The organism is Streptomyces lydicus (assembly GCF_004125265.1).
Classification (GTDB): Bacteria; Actinomycetota; Actinomycetes; order Streptomycetales; family Streptomycetaceae; genus Streptomyces; species Streptomyces lydicus_C.
In genome coordinates, this window is record NZ_RDTE01000003.1 from 6,522,375 (window position 1) to 6,538,280 (window position 15,906).

Genomic DNA, 15,906 nt, shown 5'->3' on the forward strand with positions numbered 1-15,906 from the left:
GGAGATTCCATGGCACGAGGGACGATGGCCGAGGATGTGCAGGCGCAGATCAAGCAGTTGATCCTGCGGCGCGGACTGACGCCGGGCGATCCGCTGCCCACCGAGGCCGAGCTGGTCGGTCTGCTCGACGTCAGCCGCAACTCGGTGCGCGAAGCGCTCAAGGCGCTGCAGGCGATGCGCATCGTGGAGATCCGGCACGGCTTCGGCACCTACGTCGGCCCGCTCACCCTGGAGCCGTTCGTCGAGGGCGTCGCCTTCCGTGCCGCGGTCCGCCACCACCAGGGCGAGTCCAGCCTGTACGAGCTGATGGAGGTCCGCGAGGCGCTGGAGGCGGGGCTGATCGGCACGGTCGCCCGCGACCTGTCCGCCGAGGACCTTGCCGTCCTCAAGGGGCTGGTGCAGCGGATGGCGGAGGAGGCGCGGGGCGGGCAGGTGCAGAGCGCCACCGACCGGGCCTTCCATCTCGCCCTGTACCGCTCGCTGGGCAACCACCTGCTGAGCGAGGTGCTGGACGCGTTCTGGGCGGCGCTGCGCCGGGTGCGGGAGGACCTTTCCGATGACGGCCCCGACCCGGAGGCGACGCACCGCCGGCACCGGGAGATCGTCGACGCGCTGGAGGCGGGTGACGGCGACCGCGCCGTGGAGGCGATGCACCGGCACTTCGACGACATCCGGCGCCGGCTGACGGAGCGGTGAGGGAGCCGGGCCGGCCGAGGGTGCGGCAGAGGTACGGCAGGGGTACCGCACAGGCGTGGTGAAGGTGCCGCCGCGGGCGTCGCCGTCCCCGTTCACCGGGATGTCACCCCGTGTCGACGGTGCCTTCGCCGATACGGGAATGCCCCATGTGCGGTGTCTTGACGGCAAGTTGGGCACTCCCTATGGTCGCCGCAGGACGAGGGACATCCTACGTCTCCGGCCCCCTGGGAGCGCCCGACCGCTCCACGGGGCGGGCGACCTCAGCGCGTGCTCGACGATCACCTTGCGCCGTATCCGCAGCCGCATCCTCGTGGGGGAGCCGATATGAGCAACCGCACCGTGCACCGCAGAACGGTCCTGGGCGGGGCGGCCGCCGTCGCCGCCGGCTGGGCGCTCACCGGCTGCGGCGAGGGCGGGGACGCCGACGGCGAACCGCCCCGGGAGCGCAAGAAGGGGCAGCGGATCCAACTGACCTTCTGGTCCTGGGTGCCGGGCATCGACAAACCCGTCGACCTCTGGAACCACAAGAATCCCGAGGTCCAGGTCAAGGTCGAGAAGGTGTCGGCCGTCAACGGCCAGCAGTACGCGAAGATGCACGCCGCCATCAAGGCCCGGAACCCGCCCGACCTGGGCCAGATCGAATTCCCCGTCCTCCCCGGCTTCCTGCTCGACGACGGACTGCTCGACCTCGCCCCGCTCGGCGCCGCCCGCCACCGGAACGAGTTCTTCGGCTGGCAGTGGCAGCAGTCCGTCTTCGGCAAGGGCGTCTACGCCATCCCCCAGGCATCCGGGCCGATGGGGCTGTTCCTCCGCCAGGACCTCTTCGACGAGTGGGACGTGCCGGCCCCGCGGACCTGGGACGAGTACGAGGCCGCCGCCAAGGCCGTCCGGAAGAAGGGTGCCTGGATCGAGACCTTCGCCCCCGCCAACGGCAACCGCTTCGCCGGCCTCGCCTGGCAGGCGGGCGCCGAGTGGTACCGGACGCACGGCGACACCTGGATCGTGCACCTCGACGACGCACCCACCCGCAGGGTCGCCGACTACTGGGAATCCCTCGTCAGGCAGAAGCTCGTCAAGACCATCCCGGACCGGCAGAACGCCTGGTACAAGGATCTGCAGACCGGCGCCATCCCGGCCTGGCTGGGCTCCAGTTGGGGCGACGCCCTGCTGGCCGGCAACGCGCCGGGCACCAAGGGGAGGTGGCGGGCCGCGCCGCTGCCGCAGTGGAAGGCGGGCGGGCAGGCCTTCGCCAACTGGGGCGGCTCGACCACCGCCGTCTTCGCCGCGTCCCGCTATCCCCGGGACGCCCTGGACTTCGCCGTCTGGCTCAACACCGACCCCGAGTCGATCGCGCTGCTGATCGACGGCGGCTACGGCTTCCCCAGCGCCAAGAAGGGCTATGCCGCCACCGATCTCGACGTCGACAAGGACTTCTTCGGCGGCCAGGCGTACAGCAAGGTCTTCGCGGCCGCCGGGGCGCATGTGGACACCAGCTGGCGGTGGGGGCCCGGGGTGGACACCCTCTACCAGCGGCTCGGCGACGCCTTCACCGATGCGCTGGCGGACGGCGGCTCCCTCCGCTCGGTCCTGACGAAAGTGCAGGCCCAGACCGTCGCCGACCTCAGGGACAAGGGCCTGAAGGCGGAGAGCGGCGGGTGAGCCGGGACACGCCGAGCCGGCCGGACCCGGTCCCCCGCGGCGCGGCCCGCAAGGACACCGGCCGCCGCCCGCGCCGCGCCACCCGCACCGAGGCCCGCAACGCCCGCGCCGCCGCCGGATTCGTCCTGCCGTTCCTCGCCCTCTTCGTCCTCTGCTTCCTCGCCCCCCTCGGCTACGCCCTCTACGAGAGCCTGCTCAGAACCGAACGCACCGGCCCGCTCGGCCTCGGCGGCCGGGCACACCAGGTCTTCGCCGGCCTCGCCAACTACGCCCACGCCCTCGCCGACGACCGGTTCCTGGCCGGCTTCGGCCGGGTGCTGCTCTTCGGCGCCGTCCAGGTCCCGCTGATGATCGTGCTGGCCACCGCCCTCGCGCTGCTGCTGGAGAGCGCGAGCGCCCGCGGGGTCCCGTTCTTCCGCAGCGCCTTCTTCCTGCCGTACGGCGTGCCGGGAGTGATCGCCTCGATCCTGTGGGGATTCCTCTACGTGCCGGGCATCAGCCCGCTGGTGAAGATCGCCGAATCCATGGGTTGGCAGGTCGACTTCCTCTCCCGCACCGCCGTCCTGTGGTCCCTCGCCAACATCGTCACCTGGCAGTTCACCGGCTACAACATGCTGGTACTGATCGCCCAGCTCAAGGCCGTACCGGGGGAGCTGTACGAGGCGGCACGGATCGACGGGGCGAACGCCTGGCAGGTCGCCCGGCACATCAAGATCCCGCTGCTCCGCCCCGCGCTCGTGCTCACCGGCGTCTTCAGCATCATCGGCACCCTCCAGCTGTTCGCCGAACCCATGGTGCTGCGCCCGCTGGCCTCCTCCATCGACTCCGGCTTCACGCCCAACCTGCACGCCTACAGCGAGGCGTTCGTCGGCAACAACCAGCAGGTGGCGGCGGCCGAGGCGGTACTGCTCGCGCTCGTGGCGTGTGCGGTGTCCTTCGGCTTTCTGCGGCTGGCCGGCGGGCGGGCAGGGGAGCGCGCCGGGGAGCGCGGATGACACCGCCCCCGGTCCGCCACCGGATCATCACCGCCTCGCTGCTGACCGTCGCCGCGGTCTACTTCCTGGTGCCCGTCTACTGGCTGGCGGTCTCCGCCACCAAGAACAGCGCCGACCTCTTCGGCACCTTCGGCTTCTGGTTCTCCGGCCATCCGCACCCCGTCGACCACCTCGTCGAGGTCCTCACCTACGACCACGGCATCTACGCCCGCTGGTTCGCCAACTCCCTCTTCTACGCCGGGACCGGCGCGGTCTGCGCCACCCTGCTGTCCGCCGCGGCCGGCTATGCGCTGGCCACCTTCCCGTTCCGCGGCCGGGAGGCGGTCTTCAACGTGGTGCTCGCCGGGGTGCTGATCCCCGGCACCGCACTGGCCCTGCCGCTCTACTTCCTCTTCAGCGCGCTGGGGCTGGCCGACACCTACTGGGCGGTGCTGATCCCCAGCACGGTCAGCCCGTTCGGCGTGTACCTGTGCCGGATCTACGCCGCCGCAGCGGTCCCCGACTCGCTGCTGGAAGCGGCCCGGATCGACGGCGCGGGTGAGGCCAGGATCTTCGGCGGGATCGCGCTGCGGCTGATGACCCCGGCGCTGGTGACTGTCTTCCTCTTCCAGTTCGTCCACATCTGGAACAACTACTTCCTGCCCCTGGTGATGCTCTCGGACTCCGACCTCTACCCGGTCCAGCTGGGCCTGACCTCCTGGACCGGCTACGCCGACCGCCAACCGGTGCTCTACCAGTACACGGTGGGCGGGGCCTTCCTGTCGGTGGTGCCGCTGATGGTGCTGATGACCGTGCTCCAGCGGTACTGGCGCACGGGTTTGACCGAGGGCAGCGTGAAGGCGTGACGGGGCGCGGTGACGGCGCGACCGGTGCGCCGTGAGGGGGCGCGGCGGGCGGACCGGGAGGTGCGGCGCCGAGGGGCCTGACCGGCCTCGTGCCGAGGGCCTGACCGGTTCGCGGCCGGGCGTGACAGGATCGCTGTCATGACTACTCCTGACGATGACCGGTTCTCCCCGAACGCCGCGACGCGCGCGAAGGCCGCCCTCAAGCGTGACCCCTGGGACCTCCCGGACGTCTCCGGCCTGGTGGTCGGCGTCCTCGGCGGCACCGGCGACCAGGGCCGCGGCCTGGCCTACCGGCTCGCCCGGGCCGGCCAGAAGGTGATCATCGGCTCCCGGGCCGCCGAGCGCGCCGAGACCGCCGCCGGTGAACTCGGCCTGGGCATCGAGGGCGCGGAGAACGCGGAGTGTGCGCGCCGCAGCGATGTCGTGATCGTCGCCGTGCCCTGGGAGGGCCACGGACTCACCCTCCAGGCGCTGCGCGAGGAGCTGGCCGGCAAGCTCGTCATCGACTGCGTCAACCCGCTCGGCTTCGACAAGAAGGGCGCCTACGCGCTCAAGCCGGAGGAGGGCAGCGCCGCCGAGCAGGCCGCCGCCCTGCTGCCCGGCTCCCGGGTCACCGCCGCCTTCCACCATCTGTCCGCGGTGCTGCTGCAGGACCCGGAGACCGAGCGGATCGACACCGATGTGATGGTCCTCGGCGAGTCCCGCGCCGACACCGACCTGGTGCAGGCGCTGGCCGCCCGTATCCCCGGTATGCGGGGCGTCTTCGCCGGCCGGCTGCGCAACGCCCACCAGGTCGAGTCGCTGGTGGCCAACCTGATCTCGGTCAACCGGCGCTACAAGGCACACGCGGGGCTGCGCCTCACCGACGTCTGAGCCGTCCGCCCGCGGCGGCAGCGGCCGCCGCCGGACCGCCGACCGGGGCACACGGGGCATGGGGGACACTGGGGAGGACCGCACCACTCCCGACAGGAGCCGCCCCCATGCCCCTCTTGCCCCCGGCCGGCCCGGCCCGCCGGCTCGCTCTCATGGCCCTCGCCGTGTGCGTCCTCTCCGTCGCCGCGGCCGTGGTCGCGTTCGCCCAGGGCAGCTTCGTCGGCATCGTCTGGATCCTGCTGGCGGGCATCTCCAGCAACATGGCGTGGTTCTACCTGCGCAGGGCGAAGCTCCAGCGGGCGCAGCAGGCCGGCTGAGCCCGGCGCGCCGAGCCCTCCCGCGCCGCCCGGCCCCTCATGCCGGCTCGCGGAGCCCGGCCCCGCACGTCCGCCTGCGGAGCCCGGCCCCGCACGTCCGCCTGCGGAGCCCGGCCCCGTACGCCGGCCGGCCGGGCCCCGGCCCTCAGAAGAGGCCGCCGCCCTGCGGCAGCGGCGGCTCGCCCTGCCAGAAGCGGAAGAGCTGCTGGCCGAGGTAGGTGTCGAGGGAGGACACGCCGAGGCCGTGCAGGATCGTGTTCACCAGGCCGAAGAAGGCCTGGTTGACCTCCGGGACCCACAGCAGCCCGAAGACCGCCAGCAGCCCGAACGGCGCGAACGGCTCCACCTGCCGCCGCAGCTTGTACGACAGCCACGGCTCGATCACCCCGTAGCCGTCCAGGCCCGGCACCGGCACGAAGTTCAAGATCGCGGCGGTTACCTGCAGCAGCGCCAGGAACGCCAGCGCGAAACGGAACGGGGCGGGCACCCCGGCCAGCCCGTGCAGCCAGAACGGCGCCGTGCACACCGCGGCGAACACGATGTTGGTCAGCGGCCCGGCCGCCGAGATCAGACTGTGCCGCCAGCGCCCCTGGATCCGGCCCCGCTCGATGAACACCGCGCCGCCCGGCAGCCCGATCCCGCCCATGATCACGAAGATCACCGGCAGCACGATGCTGAGCAGTGCGTGGGTGTACTTCAGCGGGTTCAGCGTCAGATAGCCCTTGGCCTCCACCGAGATGTCGCCGCTGTGCAGCGCGGTCCTGGCGTGCGCGTACTCGTGCAGGCACAGCGACACCACCCAGCCGGACACCACGAACAAGAACACCGCGAAGCCGGTGTGCGCCGCGAGCGTGCCGCTCCACACGGCCCATCCCGACACCGCCATGACGGCGACGAGCGCGAGGAAGACCGGACTGATGCGGCGGTCGGCGCGTCGGATTGCTGTGGTCATGGTGCAAGGCTCCGTGTCCGTTGAGGGGCAGCCATGACCGTAACCGCGTCACGGCGTGCGGCGCACGGCGGTGTGCCGGCGGGCTCGTGCCAGGACCCCTGCCCAGGACCCGTGCACCCGAAAACGACGCTTGGTGCCTGGGGAGTTGTCGCCTTCGACGACAATGGGCCGGTGCGCTACGGAATTCTCGGCACCACCCAGGCCGACCGGCCCGACGGCACCCCCGTCGCGATCGGCGGACCACGCCTGCGCGCGCTGCTCGCCGCCCTCGCGCTGCGCCCCGGCCGGGCACTCTCCCCGGACGTGCTGATCTCGGACATCTGGGGCCTGGACCCGCCCGCCGACGCGGCCGGGGCGCTGCAGGCGCTGGTCGGCCGGCTGCGCCGTGCCCTGGGGCATGCCGCGGTCGCCTCGGCCGACGGCGGCTACCGGCTGTGTGCCGAGCCCGACGCCGTCGATCTGCACCGTTTCGAGCGGCTTGCGACGGAGGGCGGCCGGGCGCTGACCGCCGCGGACCCGGCCGGCGCCGCCGCCCTGCTCGACGACGCCCTGGCACTCTGGCGCGGTCCGGCCCTCGCCGATCTGCCGGACGCGGGGGCCGAGGCCTCCCGCGCCGAGCGCCGCCGCCTGGACGCCCAGCGCACCCGCCTCGCCGCCGACCTCGCCCTCGGCCGGGCCGACCGGGCGCTGCCCACCCTCCTCGCGCTGTGCCAGGACCATCCGCTGGACGAACCCCTCCAGGCGCTGCGGCTGCGCGCACTGCGTGCCGCGGGCCGCACGGCGGAGGCACTGGCGGCCTACGAGGAGATACGCACCGGCCTCGCCGACCGCCTCGGCGCCGACCCGGGCCCGGAGCTGCGCGCCCTGCACGCGGAACTGCTCCGTCCACCGGCGGAGACGGTCCCGTCGCCTGCGTCCCCCCACGCTCCCGGTGCCACCCACGCTCCCGGCACCACTTACTTCCCCGGCGCCACCCACGTCCCGGGCACCGCGCACGCGCCCGGCGCCGCGCTCCCGCCCGGCGCCGCCGACCCCGCAGCCGTCCCCGCCCCCTACCTCACCCCGCCCCGCCCCCGCCCCGGCAACCTCCGGGCCCGGCTCACCTCCTTCGTCGGGCGGGACACCGACCTGGCGGCGATCCGCGCCGATCTGGCCGAGCACCGGCTGGTGACGCTGCTGGGCCCCGGCGGCGCCGGCAAGACCCGGCTGTCGCAGGAGGGCGCGGAGGCCGCCGCGGCCGCGCTGCCGGACGCCTGGCCGCACGGCGTATGGCTGGCCGAGCTGGCGCCGGTGGACGATCCGCAGACCGTGCCCGAGGCGGTGCTGACCGCACTCGGGGCCCGTGAGACGGTCGTCCGCGGCACCACCGCGGAAGGCCTGCGGGCCGCCGCCGATCCGACCGCACTGGACCCGCTCGGCCGGCTCGCCGAGCACTGCGCGGGACGCCGGATGCTGCTCGTCCTCGACAACTGCGAGCATGTGATCGGCGCCGCCGCCGAGCTCGCCGAGCGGCTGCTGGCCGACTGCCCCGGGGTGACCGTGCTGGCCACCAGCCGGGAGCCGCTGGCCGTACCGGGCGAGGTGCTGCGGCCGGTCGAGCCGCTGCCCGCCCCCGTCGCGCTGCGGCTGCTGGCCGACCGCGGGGCCGCCGCCCTGCCCGGCTTCCGTATCGAGGCCGATGAGGAGACCACCGCCGCCTGCGCCGAGATCTGCACCCGGCTGGACGGGCTGCCGCTGGCCATCGAACTCGCCGCGGCCCGGCTGCGGTTGCTGACGCCGCGGCAGCTCGCCGACCGGCTCGACGACCGTTTCCGGCTGCTGACCAGCGGCAGCCGGACGGTGCTGCCCCGCCAGCAGACGCTGCGCGCGGTCGTGGACTGGTCCTGGGACCTGACCGACGAGCCCGAACGGGCGGTGCTGCGCCGGCTGTCCGTCTTCGCCGGCGGCTGCGATCTGGCCGCCGCCGAAGAGGTGTGCGCGGGCGACGGCGTCGACCGGCGCGAGGTGGCCGGGCTGCTCGGCTCGCTGATCGACAAATCGCTGGTGGTCGCGGCCCCGGCCGGCCAGGAGCCGGGCGGCAGCCGCTTCGGCGGGGGAGAGATGCGCTACCGGCTGCTGGAGACGGTGGGGGAGTACGCCGGCGAGCGGCTGGACGAGGCCGGGGAACGGGCCGGTGCCGAGCGCCGCCACCTCGTCGCCTACCGCGAACTGGCCCGTACCACCGATCCGTTGCTGCGCGGCCCCGGCCAGCGCGCGGGCATGGAGCGGCTGGAGCTGGAGCACGACAATCTGCGTACCGCGCTGCGCCGCGCCCTCGCCGCACGGGACGAGCACGAGGCGCTGTGCCTGGTGCTGTCCCTGCAGTGGTTCTGGTCGCTGCGCGACCACCGCAGCGACGCCCGCCACTGGGCGACGGCGGCCGCCGCGCTCGGCCCCAACCCCTTCATCCCGCCCGCCGAACCGGCCCCCGACCTGCACGAGAGACCCATCGACACACCCCCGCCGATGGCTCCCGAACAACTGCAGGAGGCCCGCCGCGAGGTCCGGCTGGTCGCGCTCTCCAGCCGGGACAGCGATATCGAGGCGCTGCTCGATCCGGCGATGCAGGAAGAGCTGGCCGGGATGCTCACCGTCTACCGCACCGGTATGCCGCAGACCTGCAAGGTGCCCGGCGCGCTCTGGTACTACGCGGTGCTGATCACCGGACGCTTCGACGAGCTGGCCGAGCTGGTCGAGGGCGCGGTGCAGGCCTGCCGTGACCTCGGCTACGCATGGGAGCTGGCCTACATGCTGCAGTTCCGCTCGAAGATCCTCAACGACCGCGCCGGCGGGCTGGCGCAGGCGACCAGCGATGCCGACGAGGCGCTGCGCACCTTCCTGCGGCTCGGCGACGCGTGGGGCGCGGCCGAGGCGCTGGCGGGACGCGCCGAAGCCCATGAGAAGCGGGGCGCGTACGCACAGGCGGCGCGCGACTACCGGGCGGCGATGGTGCACGCCGAGGACTTGGGGGCGCACGGCCAGACCCTGCTGCTGCGCTGCCGGCTGGGTGCCGTGCTGATCGAGGACGACCAGACGGAGACCGGCGAGCGGATGCTGCGCGAGGTGCTGGCCGAGGCGGTGAAGGGCAACAGCGGCCGGGACACCGAGCCGTTCGCCCGGCTGACCCTGGCGATGTGGCTGACGCTGAAGGGGGATCGCCAGGGGGCGCGGGCGGAACTGCATGTGGTGCGCGAGCTCTTCGCCCCGCGCGCCCCGGACCTGTTCGCCGGGATGCTGGAGTCGTCGGTGATCTCGCTGGACCTGGACGAGGGCCACCGCGAGGAGGGCCTGCTGCCGAGGTTCCGCTCGGCCATGGCCCGCATGCAGGACTCCCTGACGCAGATGATCGCGCCGGACCTCCCGGTGGTACAACTCCTCACCGGTGCACGGGTGTTGACGGCGGTGCGGGGTGAGTCCGGTGGGCGGGACGCGGCGCGCCTGGTGGGGGCGTACGACGCGCTGCGGGCGACCAGCCATGTCCCGCCGCGGCTCATCCGCGACGACCGGGCCCGTACCGAGGCGGCCGCGCGGGCGCTGGTGGGCGATACGGCTTATGCGCAGGCATACGCCGAAGGCGGTGGCCTCTCCCTCGAAGAGGCCACCGCCCTCATCTGACGCGAGCCGGGCGAAGGCGGTCCCGCAGGGAAGCCCCCTGCGGGACGCGCGTCAGGTCTTCTTGCGGAACTTCGCCACCGCGAGCGGCATGGTGACGGCCGTGATGGCGACCGCCCAGCCGAGGGTGACCAGCGCCGGGTGGGCCACGGCGCCCTGGTTGTTGATCAGCGCACGGGACGCGTCCGCCAGGTTGGAGAGCGGGTTGACCTCGGTGAACCCCTCCAGCCAGCCGGGCATCGAGGTCGTCGGCGCGAAGATCGACGAGCCGAACTGCAGCGGCATCAGCACCAGCATCGCCATGCCCTGGACCGCCTGCGGGGTCTTCACGGCGAGCCCCAGCAGGATGAAGATCCACATCAGGGCGGCGCCGAAGACGGTGGACAGCACGACCGCGGCGAAGAACGCGAGCAGGCTGCCCTTGATCTCCAGGCCCAGCAGGAAGCCCATGCCGAGCAGGATCGCGGTGGCGATCAGCATCCGGCCGATCTCGACGACGATCTTGGCGATGAGGACCGAGGACCGGGCGATCGGCATCGTCCGGAAGCGGTCCATCACCCCCTTGCGGAAGTCCTCGTTGACACCGCTGCCCACCGCCATGGCGATGTTCATGCCCAGCATCGCCATCATGCCGGGCACCAGGCGCTGGATGTAATCGTGCTGGTGGCCCTTGCCGGCGATCGCGCCGCCGAAGACATAGGTGAACAGCAGGATGAAGATGATCGGCATCAGCAGGACGTCCATCATGGACTCCGGATCCTGCTTGATCTGCAGGGCGTTGCGCCGCACCAGCGCCCCGATGTGCCGCAGATTGGCCCGCAGACCGATCCGGCCCTCATCGGCGCCGGCCTTCACCCGCGGCGCCGCCATCGTTGCCGTACTCATGCCGATACCCCCGCGTACTGCTCGTCCATGGCGTCCTCGGACCCGGCCCCGGTCCCGGCCTCGGAGGTCTTCTGGCCGGTGATGGCCAGGAACACCTCGTCCAGGCTGGGCAGATGGGTGCTGATCCCGGCGAGCGCGATGCCCTCCCGGCCGAGCACATTGACCACCGCGGTCAGCTGCTCGTCGCTGACGATCGGTACGTTGACCACACCCCCGTCGTGGTCGGCGGTGGCCCCCGCGATGCCGTCCAGACCGGCCCGGGTGACGGCCTCGGTCATCCGGTCCAGCTCGCCCGGGTCCGCCGGCCGGATCTGCAGCGTCCGCCCGCCGACCTTGGCCTTGAGCTCGTCCACCTGCCCCTCGGCGATCACCCGGCCGCGGTCGATGACCGTCAGCTCGTTGGCCAACTGCTCGGCCTCTTCCATGTATTGGGTGGTCAGCAGCACCGTGGCACCGTCGTGCACCATCCGCTGGACCTCCTGCCACACCTCGTTACGGGTGCGGGGGTCCAGGCCGGTGGTCGGCTCGTCCAGGTAGAGGACCGCGGGCCGGCCGATCATCGAGGCGGCCAGGTCGAGCCGGCGGCGCATACCGCCGGAGTACTTGGCCGCGGCCCGCTTGGCGGCCTCGGTCAGCGAGAACCGCTCCAGCATCTCGTCCGCGCGGCGCCGGGCGTCCTTGCGGGACAGATCGAGCAGCCGCCCGATCATGTAGAGGTTCTCCCAGCCGGAGAGCTTTTCGTCGACCGAGGCGTACTGCCCGGTCAGGCCGATGGTGCGGCGCAGCGCGCGGGGCTGGCGCACCACGTCGAAGCCGGCCACGAAGGCGCTGCCGGCGTCCGGCACGAGGAGGGTGGACAGGCACCGCACGAGGGTCGTCTTGCCGGCGCCATTGGGGCCGAGCACGCCGAGCACGGTGCCCTCTTTCACGTCCAGGTCCACCCCGTCGACGGCCTTGACCGCCCCGAAGTGCTTGACCAGACCGCGCACCTCCACGGCGTTGCCGCCCTTGGTGGATATCGTCTGTCGCGTCATGAGACCAAGGTGTCAGCTGCCGCCGACAGGGCGCCGACATGTCTCCGACAGAGCGCTTCCCACGTTGTCGGCTTTCCCGCCGTGGGGGTTTCTCTTTGTTTCGCCTGCGGCGGGCGGGGTCCGCTGCGCGGGGCTGTGGGTGCGGTGACGGGCCTCCGGGGCAGGGTGTCCGGACTGCTTCGCTTTACGCTCCGCTGCGCTCCGCCTTTGCTCTTTCTCGGAGCCTTCGGAAGCAAAGCCCGGACACCCTGCCCCTCCGGCCCGTCCCCTCCCGTGGGGGAAGGGTTGAAAGCCGGTGGGGGTGCACGTAAATGACCACGCGCACCCCCACCAGGTATTTCCACCCACTCACGGGAGGGGCCGCGCCGCAGGACGAAGTCCGGAGGAGCGGCACCGCACCCGACAACCCACGCTCGCCGCAGGCGCAACGGTGAGAAACCACCACGGCGGGAGAGCCGACAACGTGGGCCGCTTAGGGATCAGTGAAAGAGATGCGGCTCCGCAGGAAACGCTCCGCCGACGACGTCCTCGGCGAACTCCTTGGCCGCGCTTCCGAGCAGCTCCCGCAGGGCAACGTACTGCTTGACGAACTTCGGGACCCGGCCGGCCGTCATTCCGGCCATGTCGGTCCATACCAGCACCTGGCCGTCGCAGTCCGGGCCCGCGCCGATACCGACGGTCGGGATGTAGAGCGAACGGGTGACCTCGGCCGCCAGCTCGGCGGGTACCGCCTCCAGGACGACCGAGAACGCACCGGCGTCCTGCACCGCCTTGGCGTCCCGCAGCAGCTGCTGGGCCGCCTCCTCGCCGCGGCCCTGGACGGGGTAGCCCCCGTAGGCGTGGACCGACTGCGGGGTCAGCCCGATATGCGCCATCACCGGGATGCCGGACGAGACCAGCAGCTCCACCTGGTCGGCGGAGCGCTCACCGCCCTCCAGCTTGACGGCGCCCACGCCCGCTTCCTTCACCAGCCGGGTGGCGTTGCGCAGCGCCTGCACCGGGCCTTCCTGGAACGAGCCGAACGGCAGGTCGCCGACGACGAGCGCGCGCTTCGTGCCCCGGACGACCGCCGCGGACAGCAGGGTGATCTCGTCCATGGTGACCGGCACGGTGGATTCGTAACCGAGGTGGCAGTTGCCCATCGAGTCACCGACGAGCAGAACGGGGATGCCGGCCTCGTCGAAGACGGAGGCGGTCATGGCGTCGTAGGCGGTGAGCATCGGCCACTTCTCGCCGCGCTCCTTGGCGGCGGCGATGTCCCGGACGGTGATCCGGCGTGACCCCGAGCCCCCGTAGAGGGACTTGGCAACCGGCTTCTGGGCAGGCGAAGGCTGCGTCATGGTGACGGCTCCTGTTCGTCATCTCGAGGCACCCTGACGGTGTCCCCGGACTCCCCTCCATGCTGGCACGGCCCGCGCACAAAGGAAAAGGGAAACGGACGTGACCGGTCTCGCTTCGGCCGGAAGCCACCCTTGCCCCGCCCGGACGATCGGTCTCCCTTTCCGCCTTTCCGCACGGACGGCCGGTCTCCCTCCGCCCGGACGACCGCCCTGGCTTCGGCCGGAAGACGGCTCCCGCTTCGCCCGGAAGAAGGGACCTGCCCGCGCGGCTACCCGATACGGAACGGTGCCGTATCGGAATCTCCCTAGGGTGCCGGCATGGCCTCCTCCTCCAGCACCCCGGGCGCACCGCCGGCCCGACAGATCCCGGACCCCGTCCACCGCCGCCGCTGGGCGATCCTGTCCACCCTCATGCTCAGCCTGCTGATCGTGGTGCTGGACAACTCGATCCTCAATGTCGCCATGAAGACCATCGCGACCCCGGCCCCGCTCGGCCTCGGCGCCACCCAGAGCGAGCTGGAGTGGGCGATCAACTCCTACACGCTGGTCTTCGCCGGTCTGCTGTTCACCGCGGGCCTGCTGGGCGACCGGGTGGGCCGCAAGAAGACACTGCTCTTCGGCCTGGCGGTCTTCGGTGCCGGGTCGGTGCTCGCCGGGGTGTCCGGATCGCCGGCGGAGCTGATCACCTTCCGCGCGCTGATGGGCCTGGGCGGCGCCTTCGTGATGCCGTCCACCCTCGCCATTCTGATGAACGTCTTCGAGCGGGAGGAGCAGCCCCGGGCGATCGGCATCTGGGCCGGCGGGGTGGGGCTGGCCATCGCGGTCGGCCCGATCGCCGGCGGGCTGCTGCTCGCCCACTTCTGGTGGGGCTCGGTCTTCATGATCAACGCTCCGGTCGTGGTGGTCTCGCTGATCGCGATGGTGATCCTGGTGCCCGACTCCAAGGACCCCGGCCCCGGCCGGCTGGACCCGTTCGGGGTGCTGCTGTCCGTCGTCGGACTCGTCCTGCTGGTCTACGGCATCATCAAGGGCGGCCAGCTCGCCGACTTCACCGACCCGCAGGTGGTCGGCGCGATCGCCGGCGGCCTGGCGGTGCTGATCGTCTTCGTGCTGCACCAGAAGCACAGCGACCACCCGTCCATCGACATCGGCTACTTCCGCAGCCCGGCCTTCTCGGCCGCCATCGCCGCCATCGCGCTGGTCTTCTTCGCGCTGATGGGGGTCGCGTTCTTCACCGTCTTCTACATCCAGAGCGTGCGCGGCTACACCCCGCTGCAGGCCGGAATGCTGTTCCTGCCGCTGGCCGCCGCCCAGACGATCTTCGCGCCCCGGGCCCGGCTCGCCGTCGACCAGTACGGCGCCCGCGCGGTGTGCACCTTCAGCATGTTCGTGGTGGCCACCACCATGTCGGGCATGCTGCTGCTGGACACCGACACCCCGATCTGGGTCCTGGAGGCGCTGTTCTTCCTGCAGGGCGCCGGGATGGCCCACATCATGCCGCCGGCCACCGTCGCGGTCATGCAGGCGCTGCCCCGGGAGAAGGCCGGCTCCGGCTCGGCGCTCAACAACGTCTTCCGGCAGGTCGGCGGCACCCTCGGCGTCGCCGTCCTCGGCTCGCTGCTGTCGACGAGCTACCGCGACCGTATGCAGGACACCCTCGACCGGCTGCCGGGCGTACCGGCCGCCGCCCGGCACGCGGCCGGGGAATCCATCGAGGCGACCCACGGGCTCGCGGACAGGATGGGGCCGGCGGGCCGTTCGCTGACCGCCGTGGCCGACGACGCCTTCATCCACGCCATGCACGTCACCGCGCTCGGCTCGGCCGCCGTCGCGCTGCTGGGGCTCGTGGTGGCCGCGGCCTTCCTGCCGGGCCGAACGGCACCGGCACCGCAGCCGGCCACTCCGCAGGAAGAGCGGAAGGCGGGCGCGGAGCGATGAGCCGGGCGGCGGCGGACTCCGGGGCGGCGGCCGGGGAGCGGCCGGGCCCCGCAGTCCCCGGGCGCCGCGGCCGGCCGCGCAGCGCCGCGGCCGACTCGGCCGTCATCGAGGCCGTCCTGCGCCTGATCGAGGACGGGGCCTCCATAGGCGAGCTGTCCATGGAGCGCATCGCCCGCGAGGCAGGCGTCGGCAAGGCCACGGTCTACCGCCGCTGGCCGGGGAAGAGCGCGCTGATGCTCGATGTGATGCGGTCCCTGGACGTCCCGGGCCCGCTCCTGGACGGCACCTCGGTACGCGATGATCTGGTCGCGCTGCTGGAATTCCTGCGCCGCCGCGGCCTGGCCAAGCGCAGCTCCGCGCTGCTGCGCACGCTCGTCAGCCATGTCCAGGCACAGCCCGGGCTGTGGGCGGAATATCACGACACCGTCGTACGGACCCGCCGCGAGGCGCTGCTCGGGGTGCTCCGGCGCGGGGTGGCGAACGGTGAGATCCGCACCGACCGGGACCTGGAGACCGTCGCCGACCTCGTCGTCGGGCCGATGCTGGCCCGCGCCCTCCTCCACGAGTGGGAGGAACTGCCCGAAAGCCTTCCGGCGGACATCGTCGACATGGTCCTGGAGGGCGTACGGCCGGCGGCCCCGGATGCGGCGGCACCGGATGCGAGCGCGGCACCCGGTGCGACGGCGGCGCCCGATACGAGGGCGCCGGATACGCCGGCGGG

At 72.5% G+C, this 15,906-nt stretch carries 12 protein-coding genes and 1 pseudogene; 9 read left to right on the forward strand and 4 right to left on the reverse strand.

The annotated features are described in order from the left end of the window. Positions 1–9: 9 nt before the first annotated feature. The 6 genes from D9V36_RS31275 to D9V36_RS31300 all read left to right on the forward strand — a co-directional run bounded on the left by D9V36_RS31275 (position 10) and on the right by D9V36_RS31300 (position 5,385). Entirely contained in the window at positions 10–696 is a 687-nt protein-coding gene (locus tag D9V36_RS31275) for a FadR/GntR family transcriptional regulator (protein WP_129296713.1), read from the forward strand. 324 nt (positions 697–1,020) lie between these two features. Next, positions 1,021–2,355, forward strand: coding sequence for an ABC transporter substrate-binding protein (locus D9V36_RS31280; protein WP_129296714.1), 1,335 nt, complete (start codon positions 1,021–1,023; stop codon positions 2,353–2,355). Further along, positions 2,352–3,350 carry a carbohydrate ABC transporter permease gene (locus D9V36_RS31285; protein WP_129296715.1) on the forward strand — a complete coding sequence of 333 codons (999 nt, stop codon included), beginning with the start codon at positions 2,352–2,354 and terminating at the stop codon, positions 3,348–3,350. The genes D9V36_RS31280 and D9V36_RS31285 overlap by 4 nt, the downstream gene beginning before the upstream one ends. Then, on the forward strand, positions 3,347–4,195 hold the full coding sequence (locus D9V36_RS31290; protein WP_129296716.1) for a carbohydrate ABC transporter permease: 849 nt from the start codon (positions 3,347–3,349) through the stop codon (positions 4,193–4,195). Before D9V36_RS31285 ends, D9V36_RS31290 begins: the two co-directional genes overlap by 4 nt. A gap of 138 nt (positions 4,196–4,333) precedes the next feature. Then, positions 4,334–5,068 carry an NADPH-dependent F420 reductase gene (gene npdG, locus D9V36_RS31295; protein WP_129296717.1) on the forward strand — a complete coding sequence of 245 codons (735 nt, stop codon included), beginning with the start codon at positions 4,334–4,336 and terminating at the stop codon, positions 5,066–5,068. A 107-nt stretch (positions 5,069–5,175) separates the two neighbouring features. Continuing rightward, positions 5,176–5,385 carry a hypothetical protein gene (locus D9V36_RS31300; protein ID WP_129296718.1) on the forward strand — a complete coding sequence of 70 codons (210 nt, stop codon included), beginning with the start codon at positions 5,176–5,178 and terminating at the stop codon, positions 5,383–5,385. A gap of 145 nt (positions 5,386–5,530) precedes the next feature. On the opposite strand, the gene D9V36_RS31305 is transcribed toward D9V36_RS31300, so the two are convergent. Further along, on the reverse strand, positions 5,531–6,337 hold the full coding sequence (locus D9V36_RS31305; RefSeq protein ID WP_129296719.1) for a site-2 protease family protein: 807 nt from the start codon (positions 6,335–6,337) through the stop codon (positions 5,531–5,533). A gap of 171 nt (positions 6,338–6,508) precedes the next feature. On the opposite strand from D9V36_RS31305, the gene D9V36_RS31310 reads away from it, so the two are divergent. Next, the gene (locus tag D9V36_RS31310; RefSeq protein WP_431357765.1) at positions 6,509–9,991 is read left to right on the forward strand and encodes an AfsR/SARP family transcriptional regulator; all 3,483 of its coding nucleotides are present in this window, start codon (positions 6,509–6,511) and stop codon (positions 9,989–9,991) included. A 51-nt stretch (positions 9,992–10,042) separates the two neighbouring features. On the opposite strand, the gene D9V36_RS31315 is transcribed toward D9V36_RS31310, so the two are convergent. From D9V36_RS31315 to panB, 3 genes are all read right to left on the reverse strand, one after another. Beyond that, complete coding sequence (locus tag D9V36_RS31315) at positions 10,043–10,873, reverse strand: ABC transporter permease (protein ID WP_129296721.1); 831 nt, start codon at positions 10,871–10,873, stop codon at positions 10,043–10,045. Then, on the reverse strand, positions 10,870–11,907 hold the full coding sequence (locus tag D9V36_RS31320) for an ATP-binding cassette domain-containing protein (protein ID WP_129296722.1): 1,038 nt from the start codon (positions 11,905–11,907) through the stop codon (positions 10,870–10,872). The genes D9V36_RS31315 and D9V36_RS31320 overlap by 4 nt, the downstream gene beginning before the upstream one ends. A 479-nt stretch (positions 11,908–12,386) precedes the next feature. Continuing rightward, positions 12,387–13,247, reverse strand: a complete 861-nt coding sequence (panB, locus tag D9V36_RS31325) for a 3-methyl-2-oxobutanoate hydroxymethyltransferase (protein ID WP_129296723.1) — start codon at positions 13,245–13,247, stop codon at positions 12,387–12,389. Positions 13,248–13,565: 318 nt separating this feature from the next. Here panB and D9V36_RS31330 point away from each other — a divergent pair, with 318 nt between their 5' ends. Further along, positions 13,566–15,185 carry an MFS transporter gene (locus tag D9V36_RS31330; RefSeq protein ID WP_129296724.1) on the forward strand — a complete coding sequence of 540 codons (1,620 nt, stop codon included), beginning with the start codon at positions 13,566–13,568 and terminating at the stop codon, positions 15,183–15,185. Next, positions 15,182–15,823, forward strand: a pseudogene (locus D9V36_RS31335) (TetR/AcrR family transcriptional regulator); the annotation flags it as partial. The gene D9V36_RS31330 and the pseudogene D9V36_RS31335, both read left to right, overlap by 4 nt. Positions 15,824–15,906: the final 83 nt, after the last annotated feature.

What these genes read in the sequence shown, in the direction of transcription:
- D9V36_RS31320 (WP_129296722.1), bottom strand. Translation starts at nt 11,907, where the DNA reads ATGACGCGACAGACGATATCCACCAAGGGCGGCAACGCCGTGGAGGTG.
- D9V36_RS31280 (WP_129296714.1), top strand. Translation starts at nt 1,021, where the DNA reads ATGAGCAACCGCACCGTGCACCGCAGAACGGTCCTGGGCGGGGCGGCC.
- D9V36_RS31300 (WP_129296718.1), top strand. Translation starts at nt 5,176, where the DNA reads ATGCCCCTCTTGCCCCCGGCCGGCCCGGCCCGCCGGCTCGCTCTCATG.
- D9V36_RS31290 (WP_129296716.1), top strand. Translation starts at nt 3,347, where the DNA reads ATGACACCGCCCCCGGTCCGCCACCGGATCATCACCGCCTCGCTGCTG.
- D9V36_RS31330 (WP_129296724.1), top strand. Translation starts at nt 13,566, where the DNA reads ATGGCCTCCTCCTCCAGCACCCCGGGCGCACCGCCGGCCCGACAGATC.
- D9V36_RS31275 (WP_129296713.1), top strand. Translation starts at nt 10, where the DNA reads ATGGCACGAGGGACGATGGCCGAGGATGTGCAGGCGCAGATCAAGCAG.
- panB (WP_129296723.1), bottom strand. Translation starts at nt 13,247, where the DNA reads ATGACGCAGCCTTCGCCTGCCCAGAAGCCGGTTGCCAAGTCCCTCTAC.
- D9V36_RS31305 (WP_129296719.1), bottom strand. Translation starts at nt 6,337, where the DNA reads ATGACCACAGCAATCCGACGCGCCGACCGCCGCATCAGTCCGGTCTTC.
- npdG (WP_129296717.1), top strand. Translation starts at nt 4,334, where the DNA reads ATGACTACTCCTGACGATGACCGGTTCTCCCCGAACGCCGCGACGCGC.
- D9V36_RS31315 (WP_129296721.1), bottom strand. Translation starts at nt 10,873, where the DNA reads ATGAGTACGGCAACGATGGCGGCGCCGCGGGTGAAGGCCGGCGCCGAT.